This is a genomic window from Pseudomonas sp. B12(2026) (assembly GCF_057767015.1).
The window spans coordinates 1877461-1891681 of record NZ_CM173430.1; the positions used below are offsets into that span (position 1 = coordinate 1877461).

Consider the following 14221-nt stretch of genomic DNA (forward strand, 5'->3'; position numbering starts at 1 on the left):
GGCGTTCGCGAGCAAGCTCGCTCCTACAATAAGAACTCCTGCCAATTGACCGGCGTCCGTGCGCGCGGCCGTCCGGCCCGGTAGAATGCCGGTTTCGTTCGCCCCCAGCAGGAGCCGGCCCATGTCGTCCTTCGCCGAAATGATCCAGAACATCACCCCCGAAATCTACGAGAGCCTCAAGCTGGCCGTGGAGATCGGCAAGTGGCCCGACGGCCGCAAGCTCACCCAGGAGCAGAAGGAACTGTCGCTGCAGGCGATGATCGCCTGGGAGATGGAGAACCTGCCCGAAGACCAGCACACCGGCTACATGGGCCCGCAGGCCTGCGAGTCCCACGCCGAGCCGATCCCGAACATCCTCTTCTCCTCCAACGCGCTGCACTGATGCAGGAGATCGGACGCGGCGCCCTGAGCAAGATGTCGGCGCGCCTGGAAAGCCCCGTGCAGTACGCCTTCCGCCTCGGCGAGGCGGAGGTCCCGGTGAACCCGCTGATCGGCAGGACGGTGCGCCTGGAATACCTGGGCGAAATCTTCTGCTGCCACTGCGGGCGCAAGACCAGGAAGAGCTTCAGCCAGGGCTACTGCTACCCCTGCTTCACCAAGCTGGCGCAGTGCGACAGCTGCATCGTGAGCCCGGAGAAGTGCCACTTCGACGATGGCTCCTGCCGTGAGCCGGAGTGGGGCGAGCGTTTCTGCATGACCGACCACGTGGTCTACCTGGCCAACTCCTCGGGCGTGAAGGTGGGCATCACCCGCGCCAGCCAGGTGCCGACCCGCTGGATCGACCAGGGCGCGCGCCAGGCGCTGCCGATCATGCGCGTGGCCACCCGCCAGCAGTCCGGCTTCGTCGAGGACCTGCTGCGCAGCCAGGTCGCCGACCGCACCAACTGGCGCGCGCTGCTCAAGGGCGAGGCCGAGCCGCTGGACCTGGTGGCCATCCGCGAACAGCTGTTCGACAGCTGCGCCGAGGGCCTGCGCGCCCTGCAGCAGCGCTTCGGCCTGCAGGCGATCCAGCCGGTGATCGACCTCGATCCCATCGAAATCCAGTACCCGGTGGAGGCCTACCCGGCCAAGATCGCCAGCTTCGATCTGGACAAGACGCCGGTGGTCGAGGGTACCCTGCAGGGTATCAAGGGCCAGTACCTGATCTTCGATACCGGCGTGATCAACGTGCGCAAGTACACAGCCTATCGGCTAGCCATAAGCTGCAAGCCGTAAGCGATAAGACAACTTGCAGCTTGAAGCTTGCCGCTTGAAGCTGCCCGGAGGGCCATATGCGTACCGAGCAACCGAAAGTCATCTACCTCAAGGATTATCAGGCCCCCGAGTACCTGATCGACGAGACCAACCTGACCTTCGAGCTGTACGAGGACCATACCCTGGTCCACGCCCAGCTGGTGATGCGCCGCAACCCTGAGCGCGGCGACGGCCTGCCGCCGCTGGTGCTCGACGGCCAGCAGCTGGAGCTGCTGTCGCTCGCGCTGGACGACCGCGCCCTGCAGCCCGGCGAGTACCAGCTCGACGACAGCCACCTGACCCTGCAGCCGACCGCGAAGACCTTCACCGTCGACAGCAGCGTGCGCATCCACCCGGAAAGCAACACCGCGCTGGAAGGCCTGTACAAGTCCGGCAAGATGTTCTGCACCCAGTGCGAGGCCGAAGGCTTCCGCAAGATCACCTACTACCTCGACCGCCCGGACGTGATGAGCAGCTTCACCACCACGCTCTCCGCCGAGCAGCACAGGTACCCGGTGCTGCTCTCCAACGGCAACCCGGTGGCCAGCGGTGCGGAGGAGGGCGGCCGCCACTGGGCGACCTGGCAGGACCCGTTCAAGAAGCCGGCCTACCTGTTCGCCCTGGTCGCCGGTGACCTCTGGTGCGTGGAAGACCAGTTCACCACCCTGAGCGAGCGCGACGTCACCCTGCGCATCTACGTCGAGCCGGAGAACATCGACAAGGTCCAGCACGCCATGGACAGCCTGAAGAACTCGATGCGCTGGGACGAGAAGGTCTACGGCCGCGAGTACGACCTGGACATCTTCATGATCGTCGCGGTCAACGACTTCAACATGGGCGCCATGGAGAACAAGGGCCTCAACATCTTCAACTCCAGCTGCGTGCTGGCCAAGGCCGAGACCGCCACCGACGCCGCGCACCAGCGCGTCGAGGGCGTGGTGGCGCACGAATACTTCCACAACTGGTCGGGCAACCGCGTGACCTGCCGCGACTGGTTCCAGCTGTCGCTCAAGGAAGGCTTCACCGTGTTCCGCGACAGCGAGTTCTCCGCCGACATGAACTCGCGCACCGTCAAGCGCGTGGAGGACGTGGCCTTCCTGCGCACCAACCAGTTCGCCGAGGACGCCGGCCCCATGGCGCACCCGGTGCGCCCGGATTCCTTCATCGAGATTTCCAACTTCTATACCCTGACCGTCTACGAAAAGGGTTCGGAAGTGGTGCGCATGATCCACACCCTGCTGGGCGCCGGGGGCTTCCGCAAGGGCACCGACCTGTACTTCCAGCGCCATGACGGCCAGGCCGTGACCTGCGACGACTTCGTCAAGGCCATGGAAGACGCCAACGGCATCGACCTGACCCAGTTCAAGCGCTGGTACAGCCAGTCCGGCACCCCGCGCCTGGCAGTCGAGGAAAGCTACGACGCCGCCGCGCAGAGCTACACCCTGACCTTCCGCCAGAGCTGCCCGGCGACCCCGGGGCAGCGCGAGAAACAGCCCTTCGTCATCCCGGTGCAGATGGGCCTGCTCGACCGCCTGGGCAACGCGCTGCCGCTGCGCCTCAAGGGCGAGGAACACGCCCACGGCAGCGACCGCGTGCTGACTCTGGACCAGGCCGAGCAGTCCTTCACCTTCGTCGGCATTGCCGAGAAGCCGCTGCCGTCGCTGCTGCGCGGCTTCTCCGCGCCGGTGAAGCTGAGCTTCCCCTACGACCGCGACCAGCTGATGTTCCTCATGCAGCACGACGAGGACGGTTTCAACCGCTGGGAAGCCGGCCAGCAGCTGTCCGTGCAGGTCCTGCAGGAGCTGATCGGCCAGCACCAGCGCGGTGAGCCGCTGGCGCTCGACCAGCGCCTGGTCAGCGCCTTCCGCACCCTGCTGCTGGACACCGGGCTGGACCAGGCGATGGTCGCCGAGATGCTCTCGCTGCCCAGCGAGGCCTATCTCACCGAGATCAGCGAAGTGGCCGACGTCGAGGCCATCCACGCCGCCCGCGAGTTCGCCCGCCAGCAGATCGGCGCGGCGCTGCACGACCAGTTGTGGGAGCGCTACCAGGCCAACCGCACGCAGTCCCGCGAGACCGCCTACGTCGCCGAGGCGACCCACATCGCCCGCCGCAGCCTGCAGAACATCGCGCTGTCGTACCTGATGCAGAGCGGCAAGGCCGAGGTGCTCGCCGCCTGCCAGGAGCAGTACAAGGATTGCGACAACATGACCGAGCGCCTGACCGCGCTCGCCGTGCTGGTCAACTCCGCGTTCGAGAGCGAGAAGGCCGAAGCGCTGGCGATGTTCGCCGACTACTTCAAGGATGACCCGCTGGTGATGGACCAGTGGTTCAGCGTCCAGGCTGGCTGCACCCTGCCGGGCGGGCTGGAGCGCGTGCAGGCGCTGATGGGGCACGCGGCCTTCACCCTGAAGAACCCGAACAAGATCCGCGCGCTGATCGGCGCCTTCGCCAACCAGAACGCGGTGAACTTCCACCGCGCGGACGGCGCGGGCTACCGCTTCCTCGCCGACCAGATCATCACCCTGAATGCGCTGAACCCGCAGATCGCCTCGCGCCTGCTGACCCCGCTGACCCGCTGGCGCAAGTACGCGCCCGAGCGCCAGGCGCTGATGCGCGCGGAGCTGGAGCGCATCCTCGCCTCCGGCGAGCTGTCCAGCGATGTGTACGAAGTGGTGAGCAAGAGCCTCGCCTGAGTCGCCCGCCGCGCCCCGTCCCCGGGGCGCAGTCCGCTGTCGAAAGGTGTTACCGGCTTTGGTTGGTAACACCTTTTTTGTTACCTATCGGAATTGATCGGCGTCTTGCTTATCGTGTTGCGCTATTGGGCTCGAAAATGCGGAGGTCTCTGCGTCGGGCCTTGCAGGGGCGGATCGCGCCATCCGGAAGGCGGATGGCGCGATCGGTCACCGGGTCTGGTCAGTGAATGACCGGTCACAAAAGGTAGCGCTGCATATCTCCGATTTTTGCGCACACATCCGCGGCGTTCAGTGCAATTGGCATCGGCGTTGCACTGGCCGCCCGGCTTCGCCTTTGCCCGTCCGATGGGGCGGGAGGCGTGTCGCGCATCCTGGGGGCGTTCCCTTCGGATCGACCACAACAAGGCCGTGGAATAACGGCTGAACGGCGAACCGCCCGGCAGTGGCGGCGCCGCTGAAGAATGATCAGTCCATGGAGTGAGTCTTAATGGAAATCGCTGTTCGCAGGAGCATCCTGCGTTACGCGCCTGCTCGTGCGGGTTTTGCCCTGGCCGGCGTCCTGCCGCTGCTGATGCCCGCCCAGGCGGCCGCCGTCGAGTTCAGCTTCCTCGACAACGAGGTGAGCGGCTCGCTGGATACCACGGTGTCCTACGGCGCCCTGTGGCGCGTGCAGGGCCAGGACGGGAACAACGACGACATCAACGGTAACGACGGCAACCGCAACTTCGATACCGGCCTGGTTTCCGAGGTGTACAAGGTCACGTCCGACCTGGAGGCGACCTACCGCAACTACGGCCTGTTCGTGCGCGGCTCGGCGTTCTATGACACCCAGGTCATGGACCGGCGCAACGACTACCTGGACCACAACCAGCCGCCGCAGCCGAGCCAGAACCATCCCCACGACGACAGCTTCACCAGCGAGACCCGCGATGCCGCCGGCAACCGCGCGGAAATCCTCGACGCCTATGTCTACGGCAACTGGGACGTGGCCGACCACCCGCTGACCGCGCGCCTGGGCCGCCAGGTGTTCAACTGGGGCGAGGGCATCTTCTACCGTGGCGGCGTCAACACCACCAACCCGGTGGACGCCGCCAAGTTCCGCCTGCCCGGCTCGGAGCTCAAGGAAGTGCTGATGCCGGTGGAAGCGGCGAGCTTCAACATCGGCCTGACCGACAACCTGTCGATGGACGCCTTCTACCAGTGGAACTGGAAGGAAACCCGCATCGACCCGGTCGGCACCTTCTTCTCCGAGACCGACCTGTTCGCCGACGGCGGCAACACCGCCTACAGCCGCGTGGACGAGCTGGCCAACCCGCTGTTCCAGAGCCTCTACCCGCAGCTCTCGGCGGCCCACGTCGGCGGCCTGCAGGGCACCCAGTACCTGGACTCCAACGGCGTGTTCAAGGTCGCCAGCGTCGGCAAGGACATCAACGCCAAGGACGACGGCCAGTTCGGCGTGGCCTTCCACTATGTGGCCGAGGAACTGAACTCCACCGAGTTCGGCTTCTACTTCGTCAACTACCACGCCAAGGAACCGACCATCTACGCGGACCTGAACAGCAGCTACGCGGGCCTGGACCTGGACCAACTGGCTGGCGCCGGCGGCTTCTCGTCCTACGCTCAGTTGCTCGATGCCGCCAGTAACGGCAATGCCATGGCCGGCCAGGTGCTGGGGCTGGTCAACGGTGCCGCCGCGGTGGACGTGGCCAACCAGGTCAACGCCCGCCGCGAGTACGTCGAGAACATCCGCATGTACGGCTTCAGCTTCAACACCACCGTGGGCGACGCCTCGGTGTTCGGTGAGCTGGCCTACCGCCCGAACCTGCCGATCGGCATCGCCACCACCAACGACCTGCTCGGCGACCTGCTCGTCCAGGCACCGCAACTGGCCAGCGGGCAGAGCGTGAACATCGGCGGCCGGCCACTGGCGATGAGCGACGAGATCCACAACCACGAGCGCGTCGAGGCCTTCAACACCTCGCTGGGCAGCATCTACAACTTCGGCCCGCGGCTGTCCTTCGACTCGCTGATGGGCGTGGCCGAACTGGCCTCCGAGCACCTGCGCGGCAGCGACCTGCAATACACCGCCTACGATGGCACCACCCGCTACTACTCCGGCCGCGGCAACGGCGCCTACATCTCCGGCTACGACCGCGACGACCAGGTCAATCGCAACGCCTACGGCTACACCCTGCTGCTCTCGGGGACCTGGAACGACGTGTTCGCCGGCGTCAACGTCTCGCCGTACGCCGTCTACAAGGACGATTTCGAAGGCAACTCCTACCAGACCGGCAACTTCATCGAGGGCCGCAAGGCCTACACCCTCGGCGTCAAGGCTACCTACCTGAACGCCCTGGAAGCCGAGCTGCAGTACACCGAGTTCTACGGGGCGGGGATGAACAACGCCGGGCGCGACCGCGACAACGTCGGCTTCAACGTCAAGTACTCCTTCTAACCAGCGGATGACAGACGCGCGGCGGGCGTGCGAAGTCCCGCCGCGCGAACCTCACGGAGAATCACCATGCGCAACATGCGTACCCTGATCGGCGCGGCAGTGGCCCTGGCCCTGTCCGCCGGCAGCGCCCTGGCGGCGGTTTCCGCGCAGGACGCGGCCCGGCTGCAGTCGAGCCTGACCCCACTGGGCGCGGAGAAGGCCGGCAACGCCGCCGGCACCATCCCGGCCTGGACCGGCGGCATCACCCAGGCGCCGGCCGGTTACACGCCGGGCCGGCACCACCTCGACCCGTTCGCCGCGGACAAGCCGCTGTACACCATCACCAGGGCCAACCTGGACCAGTACAAGGCCAACCTGACACCGGGCGCCCTGGCGCTGTTCGCCACCTACCCGGACACCTTCCAGATGCCGGTGTACCCGAGCCGCCGCAGCGGTTCGGCGCCGCAGTGGGTGTATGACAACACCTTCAGGAACGCCACCAGCGCCAGGCTGGCCGAGGGTGGCAACGGCTTCGTCGACGCCTTCGGTGGCATTCCCTTCCCGATCCCGCAGAGCGGCGTGGAAGCGCTGTGGAACCACATCGCCCGCTATCGCGGCACCTACATCGTGCGTCGCGCTTCGGAAGTGGCGGTGCAGCGCAACGGCGACTACTCCCTGGTGACCTCGCAGCAGGAAGCGCTGTTCAAGTACTACATCCAGGGCGGCAGCTTCGCCGACCTGAACAACCTGCTGTTCTACTACCTGTCCTTCACCAGGAGCCCGGCGCGCCTGGCCGGTGGCGCCGCGCTGGTCCACGAGACCCTCGACCAGGTGCAGGAGCCGCGCCAGGCCTGGGGCTACAACGCCGGCCAGCGCCGCGTGCGGCGTGCGCCGAACCTGGCCTACGACACGCCGATAGCCGCCGCCGACGGCCTGCGCACCGCCGACGACACCGACATGTTCAACGGCTCGCCGGACCGCTACGACTGGAAGCTGGTGGGCAAGCAGGAGATGTACATCCCGTACAACAACTACAAGGTCTCCAGCCCCGAGGTGAAGTACCAGGACCTGCTGACCCCGAACCACCTGAACCCGAAATACACCCGCTACGAGCTGCACCGCGTGTGGGTCGTCGAAGGCACCCTGAAGCCCGGGGCGCGCCACATCTATTCCAAGCGCGTGCTGTTCCTCGACGAGGACAGCTGGGGCGCCGCCGAGGTCGACCAGTACGACGGCCGCGGCGAGCTGTGGCGCGTGTCGCTGGCCTACCTGAAGAACTACTACGAGCTGCCCACCACCTGGACCGCCCTGGACACCTTCCACGACCTGCAGGCCCGCCGTTACCACGTGCAGAACCTGGACAACGAGGAACCCGGCACCATCGACTTCGGCCAGGCCGTGCCGGACGACGCCTACTTCAGCCCGTCCGCGCTGCGTCGCCGCGGTACCCGCTGAGTCCCCCCGCGCTCCTACAGGACAGCGCACCCGAAGCCCCGCAGTCGCGGGGCTTTTCCGTTGCCCGAGCGCGCTGCCCCGGCAGCGTGAAAGTGTTACCGCTCGCCTCGCTGCAGGCCCCTGGCGGCGCGACTTCCGGGGCTGATGGCGATGCGCGATCATCCTTTTGGATGAGGCTGCTGGCGCTTAACAAAAGATAACGTGGCGTTAATTGTCAGCCCCGGAAAAGGCTGGCTATATAGCCTCGAACTACATACCGCCTGCATAAGAACAAAGAGGTAAAGGCATATGCGTGAGCCCCAGTGGCGCACTCCGAGCGAGCAGCCCGTATCGGCCGTGCCGCGCTCCTTCCCGATGTCGCGCAAGTCGATTTCCCTGCTCGGCGCGCTGTCCTTCCTGATGCTCTCCCTGGCGCCCCTGCATGCGCTCGCCGCGACGGAAAACCCAGGCGATTCCAACTCGATTCCCTCCGCCAAGGCCGCCAGCAGCCTGCTGCTCAGCGTCGCCCAGGCCGGCAAGCGCCTGGTGGCGGTGGGTGACCACGGGCATATCCTTTATTCCGACGATGCCGGCAAGAGCTGGACCCAGGCCAGCGTGCCGACCCGCCAGCTGCTGACCTCGGTGTTCTTCCTCAACGACAAGAAGGGCTGGGCCGTCGGCCATGACGCCCAGATCCTCGCCACCACCGACGGCGGCACCACCTGGGTGCGCCAGTTCGAGGACCTCAAGCGCGAAGCGCCGCTGCTGGACATCTGGTTCCAGGACGAGAACCACGGCATGGCCGTGGGCGCCTATGGCGCGCTGCTGGAAACCACCGACGGCGGCCAGCACTGGGAAGACGCCAGCGACCGCCTGGACAACGAAGACCAGTTCCACCTCAACGCCATCGCCGCGGTGAAGGATTCCGGCCTGCTGGTGGTCGGCGAGTCGGGCAGCATGTTCCGCTCCAGGGACTGGGGCTCGACCTGGGAGAAGCTCCAGGGCCCCTACGAAGGCTCGCTGTTCGGCGCCACCGGCACCCGCCAGGCCGGCACCGTCCTGGCCTACGGCCTGCGCGGCCACCTGTTCCGCTCCGGCGATTTCGGCGACACCTGGCAGCAGGTCGAGCTGCCCACCGCCAATGGCGGCGAGCTGGAGTTCGGCCTCTCCGAGGGCAGCCTGCTGGAGGACGGCACCATCGTCGTCGTCGGCCACGGCGGCAGCGTGCTGGAGAGCAAGGACGACGGCGTGAGCTTCAGCGTCGTCAACCGTCCCGACCGCCTGTCCTTGGCGGGCGTGACCGGCGCCGGCAACGGCAACCTGGTGCTGGTCGGCCAGGGCGGCATCCACCTGGCTACGGCGACCGGCGCCGAGCTGGCAGAACAACAATAAGCCGGGGGAGTCGCAATGAACGCTATCAACAAGCACCAACAGGACAAGGCGACTTTCCTGGAACGCATCGTCTTCACCCACCGGCCGCTGGTGATCATCGCCTGCCTGCTGGTGACCCTGTTCCTCGGCTACCAGGCGACCCAGGTCCGTCCGTCCACCAGCTTCGAGAAGATGATTCCGCTGCAGCACCCGTTCATCCAGAACATGCTGGAGCACCGCAACGACCTGGCCAACCTCGGCAACACCGTGCGCATCTCGGTGGAAGCGGTGAACGGCGACATCTTCACCAAGGAGTACATGGAGACGCTGCAGAAAATCCATGACGAGGTCTTCTACATTCCCGGCGTCGACCGCTCCGGCATGAAGTCGCTGTGGAGCCCCAGCGTGCGCTGGACCGAGGTGACCGAGGAAGGCTTCGCCGGTGGCGAAGTGATTCCGCAGACCTACGACGGCTCGCCCAGGGCGCTCGACCAGCTGCGCGACAACGTGCTGAAGTCCGGCCAGATCGGCCGCCTGGTGGCCAACAACTTCAAGTCGAGCATCATCGACGTGCCGCTGCTGGAGGTCTATCCGGACCCGCAGGACCAGGGCAAGCTGATGAAGCTGGACTACCGCCAGTTCTCCCATGAGCTGGAAGAGAAGATCCGCGACAAGTACCAGTTGCAGAACCCGAACGTGAAGGTCCACGTGGTCGGCTTCGCCAAGAAGGTCGGCGACCTGATCGACGGCCTGCTGATGGTGGTCGGCTTCTTCGGCATCTGCTTCGTGATCACCCTGGTGCTGCTGCTGTGGTTCACCAAGTGCGTGCGCTCGACCATCGCCGTGCTCTCCACCACCCTGGTGGCGGTGATCTGGCAGCTGGGCCTGCTGCACACCATCGGCTTCGGGCTGGACCCATACTCGATGCTGGTGCCGTTCCTGATCTTCGCCATCGGTATTTCCCACGGCGTGCAGAAGATCAACGGTATCGCCCTGCACTCCAGCGACGCGGAAACCCCGCTGCTGGCCGCCCGCCGCACCTTCCGCCAGCTGTTCCTGCCGGGCATGATCGCGATCCTCGCCGACGCCGTCGGCTTCATCACCCTGCTGGTGATCGACATCGGCGTGATCCGCGAGCTGGCCATCGGCGCCTCCGTCGGCGTGGCGGTGATCGTGTTCACCAACCTGATCCTGCTGCCGGTCGCCATTTCCTACATCGGCATCAGCAAGAAGGCGGTGCAGCGCAGCAAGGAAGACGCCGTGCGCGACCATCCGTTCTGGCGCGCGCTGTCCAACTTCGCCAGCCCGACCGTGGCGCCCATCTCCGTGGTCATCGCCCTGGTGATGTTCGCCGGCGGCCTGTGGCAGGGCCACCACCTGAAGATCGGCGACCTCGACCAGGGCGCGCCGGAGCTGCGTCCGGACTCGCGCTACAACCTGGACAACGACTTCATCATCCGCAACTACTCGACCAGCTCCGACGTGCTGGTGGTGATGGTGGAGTCCGGGGCCGAAGGCTGCTCCACCCACAAGACCATGTCCGCCATCGACGAGCTCGCCTGGCGCCTGGAAAACACCGAGGGCGTGCAGTCGGCCATCTCCCTGGTCACCGTCTCCAAGCAGATGATCAAGGGCATGAACGAGGGCAACCTGAAGTGGGAGTCGCTGTCGCGCAACCAGGACGTGCTGAACAACTCCATCAGCCGCGCCGAGGGCCTGTTCAACAGCAACTGCTCGCTGGCGCCCCTGCTGGTGTTCCTCAACGACCACAAGGCCGAGACCCTCGACCGCGCGGTGGGCGTGATCCAGGAGTTCGCCAAGGCCAACGACCAGGATGACCTGAAGTTCAAGCTCGCCGCCGGCAACGCCGGTATCGAAGCGGCCACCAACGAGGTGATCAAGCAGGCCGAGCTGACCATCCTGGTCCTGGTGTACATCTGCGTGGCGGCGATGTGCCTGATCACCTTCCGCTCCTTCGCCGCGACCCTGTGCATCGTGCTGCCGCTGATCCTCACCTCGGTGCTGGCCAACGCGCTGATGGCCACGCTGGGCATCGGCGTGAAGGTGGCGACCCTGCCGGTGATCGCGCTCGGCGTGGGCATCGGCGTGGACTACGGCATCTACATCTACACCCGCCTGGAGTCCTTCCTGCGCCAGGGCCTGTCCCTGCAGGAGGCCTACTACGAGACGCTGAAGTCCACCGGCAAGGCCGTGCTGTTCACCGGCCTGTGCCTGGCCATCGGCGTCGCCACCTGGATCTTCTCGGCGATCAAGTTCCAGGCCGACATGGGCCTGATGCTGACCTTCATGCTCCTCTGGAACATGTTCGGCGCGCTCTGGCTGCTGCCGGCGCTGGCGCGCTTCCTGATCAACCCGGAGAAGGTGCGTCAGAAGAAGGCGTCGATCCTGGTGCACTGATCGATTGCCGTAGCGGTAAACGAAAACCGCGGCCCGAGGGCCGCGGTTTTTTATTGCTCGCTCCTACGAAAAGCGGTCTGTGCCCGCTCACGGCAGGATGGCGAACACCCGTGCCGGGAAGCCCGTGCCTCTGGCGATCTTCGGGAAGCTCACCACCGCCAGCGCGCCGGCTTCCGGCACCCGGTCGAGATTGGCCAGCAGCTCGATCTGGTAGTGGTCGGTGCCGAGGATGTACGACTCCAGCGAATAGTCGTCCTTGCTGGTGGCGATGCCCGGATCGGTGTCGGTGGTCTCGTGGCCGGACGCCGTGATCCTGCGCGTCTCGTAGAGGTACACCAGCGCCTCCTTGCTCCAGCCCGGGTAGTGCGCCACGCCCTCGGCGTCCTGGTTCTGCATCTTCGCCTGGTCCGGCCAGCGCCTGGACCAGTCGGTGCGCAGGGCGGCGAAGGCGCCTTCGGGCACCGCGCCGTGCCTGGCCTCCCAGGCCTTCACGTCGGCGAGGGTGAGCACGTAGTCGGGGTTCTTCGCCACCTGCTGGTGGATATCGAACACCACCAGCGGCAGGAACTGCTCCTTCACCTCCAGCTGGTCGACGCTGCGCAGGCCCTTGTGGAAATGCACCGGCGGATCGACGTGGGTGCCCCACTGGCCGACGTGGCTGTACAGCTCCACCTGGAAGCCGTCCTTGTCCACGCTGTAGAGCGTCTTGCGGCCCATGGGCTCGAAGCCTTTCCAGTGCGGCGTGTCGTTGTCGAAGGCGTGGGTCAGGTCGACCCATTCGTGCTGCCTGAGGCTGGCGTAAGTGTCCCACAGGCCGGGCTGGGCGGCCTGGGCGAGAGCGGGCAGCAGGGAGGCGGCGAGGAGCAGGGCGGGCAGTCGTTGCATGTGTCTGATTCCTTGACGGGGGAGGGATGGCGCGCCTTATCTTTCCCCAGCGCCAGTCCCGTCTTCCAATTCCGAATTCTGCTTTTCTTATTTCGTCTTGTTATTCAAAAGAACGAATCAGGAGTGCCCATGTCCTTCCAGCTCATCGAATACACCGACGCCAGCCCCGAAGTCCGCGCCGTCTACGACGACATCATGGCGACCCGCAGGATCGACTGGGTGAACAACTTCTGGAAGGCCCTGGCCAACCACCCGCAGACCCTCAGGCGCACCTGGGAAAGCCTCAAGGAGGTGATGGGGCCGGGGCAGCTCGACCCGCTGGTGAAGGAGCTGATCTACGTCGCCGTCAGCGTCACCAACAACTGCAACTACTGCATCGGCTCCCACGGCGCAGCGGCGCGCAAGGCCGGGATGGACGACGCCATGCTCGGCGAACTGCTGGCGGTGGTGGCCATGGCCAACGAGACCAACCGCCTCGCCATCGGCTACCAGGTGCCGCTGGACGATGTGTTCAAGGGCGCGGTGATGGAAGCCGGCGGCAGCTGAGGCTGTTCGCGAGCAAGCTCGCTCCTACGAAGGGCTACGCGCTGCTCCCTGTAGGAGCGAGCTTGCTCGCGAACCCAGGCAGACGCCGGGCTCTCAGGGAACTGGCGCCGATAACCGCTGAATCGGTTTCACCGGCGTCCCGTCGTTCCAGCGCCCCATCGACAATTGCGCCGGCGTTCCGCCCAGCGCGTAGTCGCGGTCCTGGCCGTAGAAGGCGGCGTCGCACAGCGCATCGAACAGCTTCCAGCTGCCGTACCAGTCCAGCGCATCGGTGGCCAGGGCGTTGTGGGCGGAAGGCTGGCCCTGCCTGAGGCGTTGGCGCACGCGCTCCTGCACGCGGTTGAACAGCCCGCCGGACGAGTCGCTGGGCGGGTAGCGCGGGTCGAAGCGCGGCGCGGCCGGCGCCGCGTGGTCGGCCAGCAGCGGCGGGCTGCCATGGCGGTCGCTGCGCAGGAGCAGCAGGTCCTTGTCTCTTGACGCGACCCGGGTGCTTTCCTCGAAGACGCGCCGCGCGTCATTGCAGCCGATCCGGTCGTCCTCGTCGCCGCAGACCGCCAGCAGCAGGGTCCCGGCGGGGATGCCCGAGAGCGGCTCCAGCGGCACTTGGCGCTTGCGCGGGCCGCCGCTCCTGCCCGGCTCCAGCGCCATCAGCGCGCGCGGTTTCGGCACGCCCAGGCGCTGCCAGGAAGCGGCCAGGCCGCTGGCGATCAGGCCGCCGGCGGAGTGCCCGACATACGCCACATGCTCCAGCTCCGGCCGGACCGCCAGCCTGCCCGCGCGCAGGTCGGCGACGGCGTGGCGCACGGCCGCGGCGGCGTTGGGGAGGAAGTCCGCGGCGGGCGTCTTCAGGCTGGCCTGGTAGCGCGGGTAGATGAGGATTGCGCCGCGCCGGACGATGTGCTCGATCCAGGCCCGGTACAGGTCCGGCTGCATGACGCTCCAGCCGTGGTTGAACACCACCAGCGGCGCGCTTTCCGGCTGCGGGCGGGCCGGGGTGAAGACCCAGTATTCGTTGCCGTCGAGGTTGAAGTGCCACTGGCGCACGTCGGCGTGGCTGTAGCCCGAGCCGCCGGGCCCTTGCAGCGGCTGCGCCGGCGGCAGGGCCGGCTCGGCGTGCAGACCGTGATTCAACAGCAGGCCGGCGACAAGTGCCGGCAGGTATGAGCGGGAGCAGGGCATCGCTGCGCCTCTTGTCGGGGCTTGC

10 protein-coding genes are annotated in these 14221 nt (G+C 66.4%); 8 read left to right on the forward strand and 2 right to left on the reverse strand.

What is annotated here, in order from left to right; all coding sequences use genetic code 11:
• The first annotated feature begins 121 nt into the window (after positions 1-121).
• The 7 genes from AC3B6A_RS08890 (at position 122) to AC3B6A_RS08920 (ending at position 11586) form a co-directional block, all read left to right on the forward strand.
• Complete coding sequence (locus AC3B6A_RS08890) at positions 122-382, forward strand: YeaC family protein (RefSeq protein ID WP_488402090.1); 261 nt, start codon at positions 122-124, stop codon at positions 380-382.
• Complete coding sequence (locus AC3B6A_RS08895; RefSeq protein WP_488402091.1) at positions 382-1215, forward strand: DUF2797 domain-containing protein; 834 nt, start codon at positions 382-384, stop codon at positions 1213-1215. The genes AC3B6A_RS08890 and AC3B6A_RS08895 overlap by 1 nt, the downstream gene beginning before the upstream one ends.
• Before the next feature lie 56 nt (positions 1216-1271).
• A complete protein-coding gene (pepN, locus tag AC3B6A_RS08900; RefSeq protein WP_488402093.1) occupies positions 1272-3929 on the forward strand; it encodes an aminopeptidase N in 2658 nt (885 codons plus the stop codon).
• Positions 3930-4416: 487 nt separating this feature from the next.
• Positions 4417-6384, forward strand: a complete 1968-nt coding sequence (locus tag AC3B6A_RS08905; protein WP_488402094.1) for a DUF1302 domain-containing protein — start codon at positions 4417-4419, stop codon at positions 6382-6384.
• A gap of 66 nt (positions 6385-6450) precedes the next feature.
• Complete coding sequence (locus AC3B6A_RS08910) at positions 6451-7818, forward strand: DUF1329 domain-containing protein (RefSeq protein WP_488402096.1); 1368 nt, start codon at positions 6451-6453, stop codon at positions 7816-7818.
• Between the two features lie 288 nt (positions 7819-8106).
• Positions 8107-9189, forward strand: a complete 1083-nt coding sequence (locus AC3B6A_RS08915) for a YCF48-related protein (RefSeq protein ID WP_488402098.1) — start codon at positions 8107-8109, stop codon at positions 9187-9189.
• A 15-nt stretch (positions 9190-9204) separates the two neighbouring features.
• Positions 9205-11586 carry an efflux RND transporter permease subunit gene (locus AC3B6A_RS08920; protein ID WP_488402099.1) on the forward strand — a complete coding sequence of 794 codons (2382 nt, stop codon included), beginning with the start codon at positions 9205-9207 and terminating at the stop codon, positions 11584-11586.
• Between the two features lie 87 nt (positions 11587-11673).
• Here AC3B6A_RS08920 and AC3B6A_RS08925 read toward each other — a convergent pair whose 3' ends face one another.
• Positions 11674-12471: a cyclase family protein gene (locus tag AC3B6A_RS08925; protein ID WP_488402100.1), complete on the reverse strand. Its 798-nt coding sequence runs from the start codon at positions 12469-12471 to the stop codon at positions 11674-11676.
• A gap of 129 nt (positions 12472-12600) precedes the next feature.
• Here AC3B6A_RS08925 and AC3B6A_RS08930 point away from each other — a divergent pair, with 129 nt between their 5' ends.
• Positions 12601-13017, forward strand: coding sequence for a carboxymuconolactone decarboxylase family protein (locus tag AC3B6A_RS08930; RefSeq protein ID WP_488402101.1), 417 nt, complete (start codon positions 12601-12603; stop codon positions 13015-13017).
• Between the two features lie 93 nt (positions 13018-13110).
• Here the strand turns inward: AC3B6A_RS08930 and AC3B6A_RS08935 are convergent, their stop codons facing one another.
• Positions 13111-14196, reverse strand: a complete 1086-nt coding sequence (locus AC3B6A_RS08935; protein WP_488402102.1) for an alpha/beta hydrolase fold domain-containing protein — start codon at positions 14194-14196, stop codon at positions 13111-13113.
• Between the last annotated feature and the right edge of the window lie 25 nt (positions 14197-14221).

Excerpts from the sequence above, each read along its gene's own strand:
- AC3B6A_RS08890 (WP_488402090.1), top strand. The coding sequence starts at position 122 with ATGTCGTCCTTCGCCGAAATGATCCAGAACATCACCCCCGAAATCTAC.
- AC3B6A_RS08895 (WP_488402091.1), top strand. The coding sequence starts at position 382 with ATGCAGGAGATCGGACGCGGCGCCCTGAGCAAGATGTCGGCGCGCCTG.
- pepN (WP_488402093.1), top strand. The coding sequence starts at position 1,272 with ATGCGTACCGAGCAACCGAAAGTCATCTACCTCAAGGATTATCAGGCC.
- AC3B6A_RS08905 (WP_488402094.1), top strand. The coding sequence starts at position 4,417 with ATGGAAATCGCTGTTCGCAGGAGCATCCTGCGTTACGCGCCTGCTCGT.
- AC3B6A_RS08910 (WP_488402096.1), top strand. The coding sequence starts at position 6,451 with ATGCGCAACATGCGTACCCTGATCGGCGCGGCAGTGGCCCTGGCCCTG.
- AC3B6A_RS08915 (WP_488402098.1), top strand. The coding sequence starts at position 8,107 with ATGCGTGAGCCCCAGTGGCGCACTCCGAGCGAGCAGCCCGTATCGGCC.
- AC3B6A_RS08920 (WP_488402099.1), top strand. The coding sequence starts at position 9,205 with ATGAACGCTATCAACAAGCACCAACAGGACAAGGCGACTTTCCTGGAA.
- AC3B6A_RS08925 (WP_488402100.1), bottom strand. The coding sequence starts at position 12,471 with ATGCAACGACTGCCCGCCCTGCTCCTCGCCGCCTCCCTGCTGCCCGCT.
- AC3B6A_RS08930 (WP_488402101.1), top strand. The coding sequence starts at position 12,601 with ATGTCCTTCCAGCTCATCGAATACACCGACGCCAGCCCCGAAGTCCGC.
- AC3B6A_RS08935 (WP_488402102.1), bottom strand. The coding sequence starts at position 14,196 with ATGCCCTGCTCCCGCTCATACCTGCCGGCACTTGTCGCCGGCCTGCTG.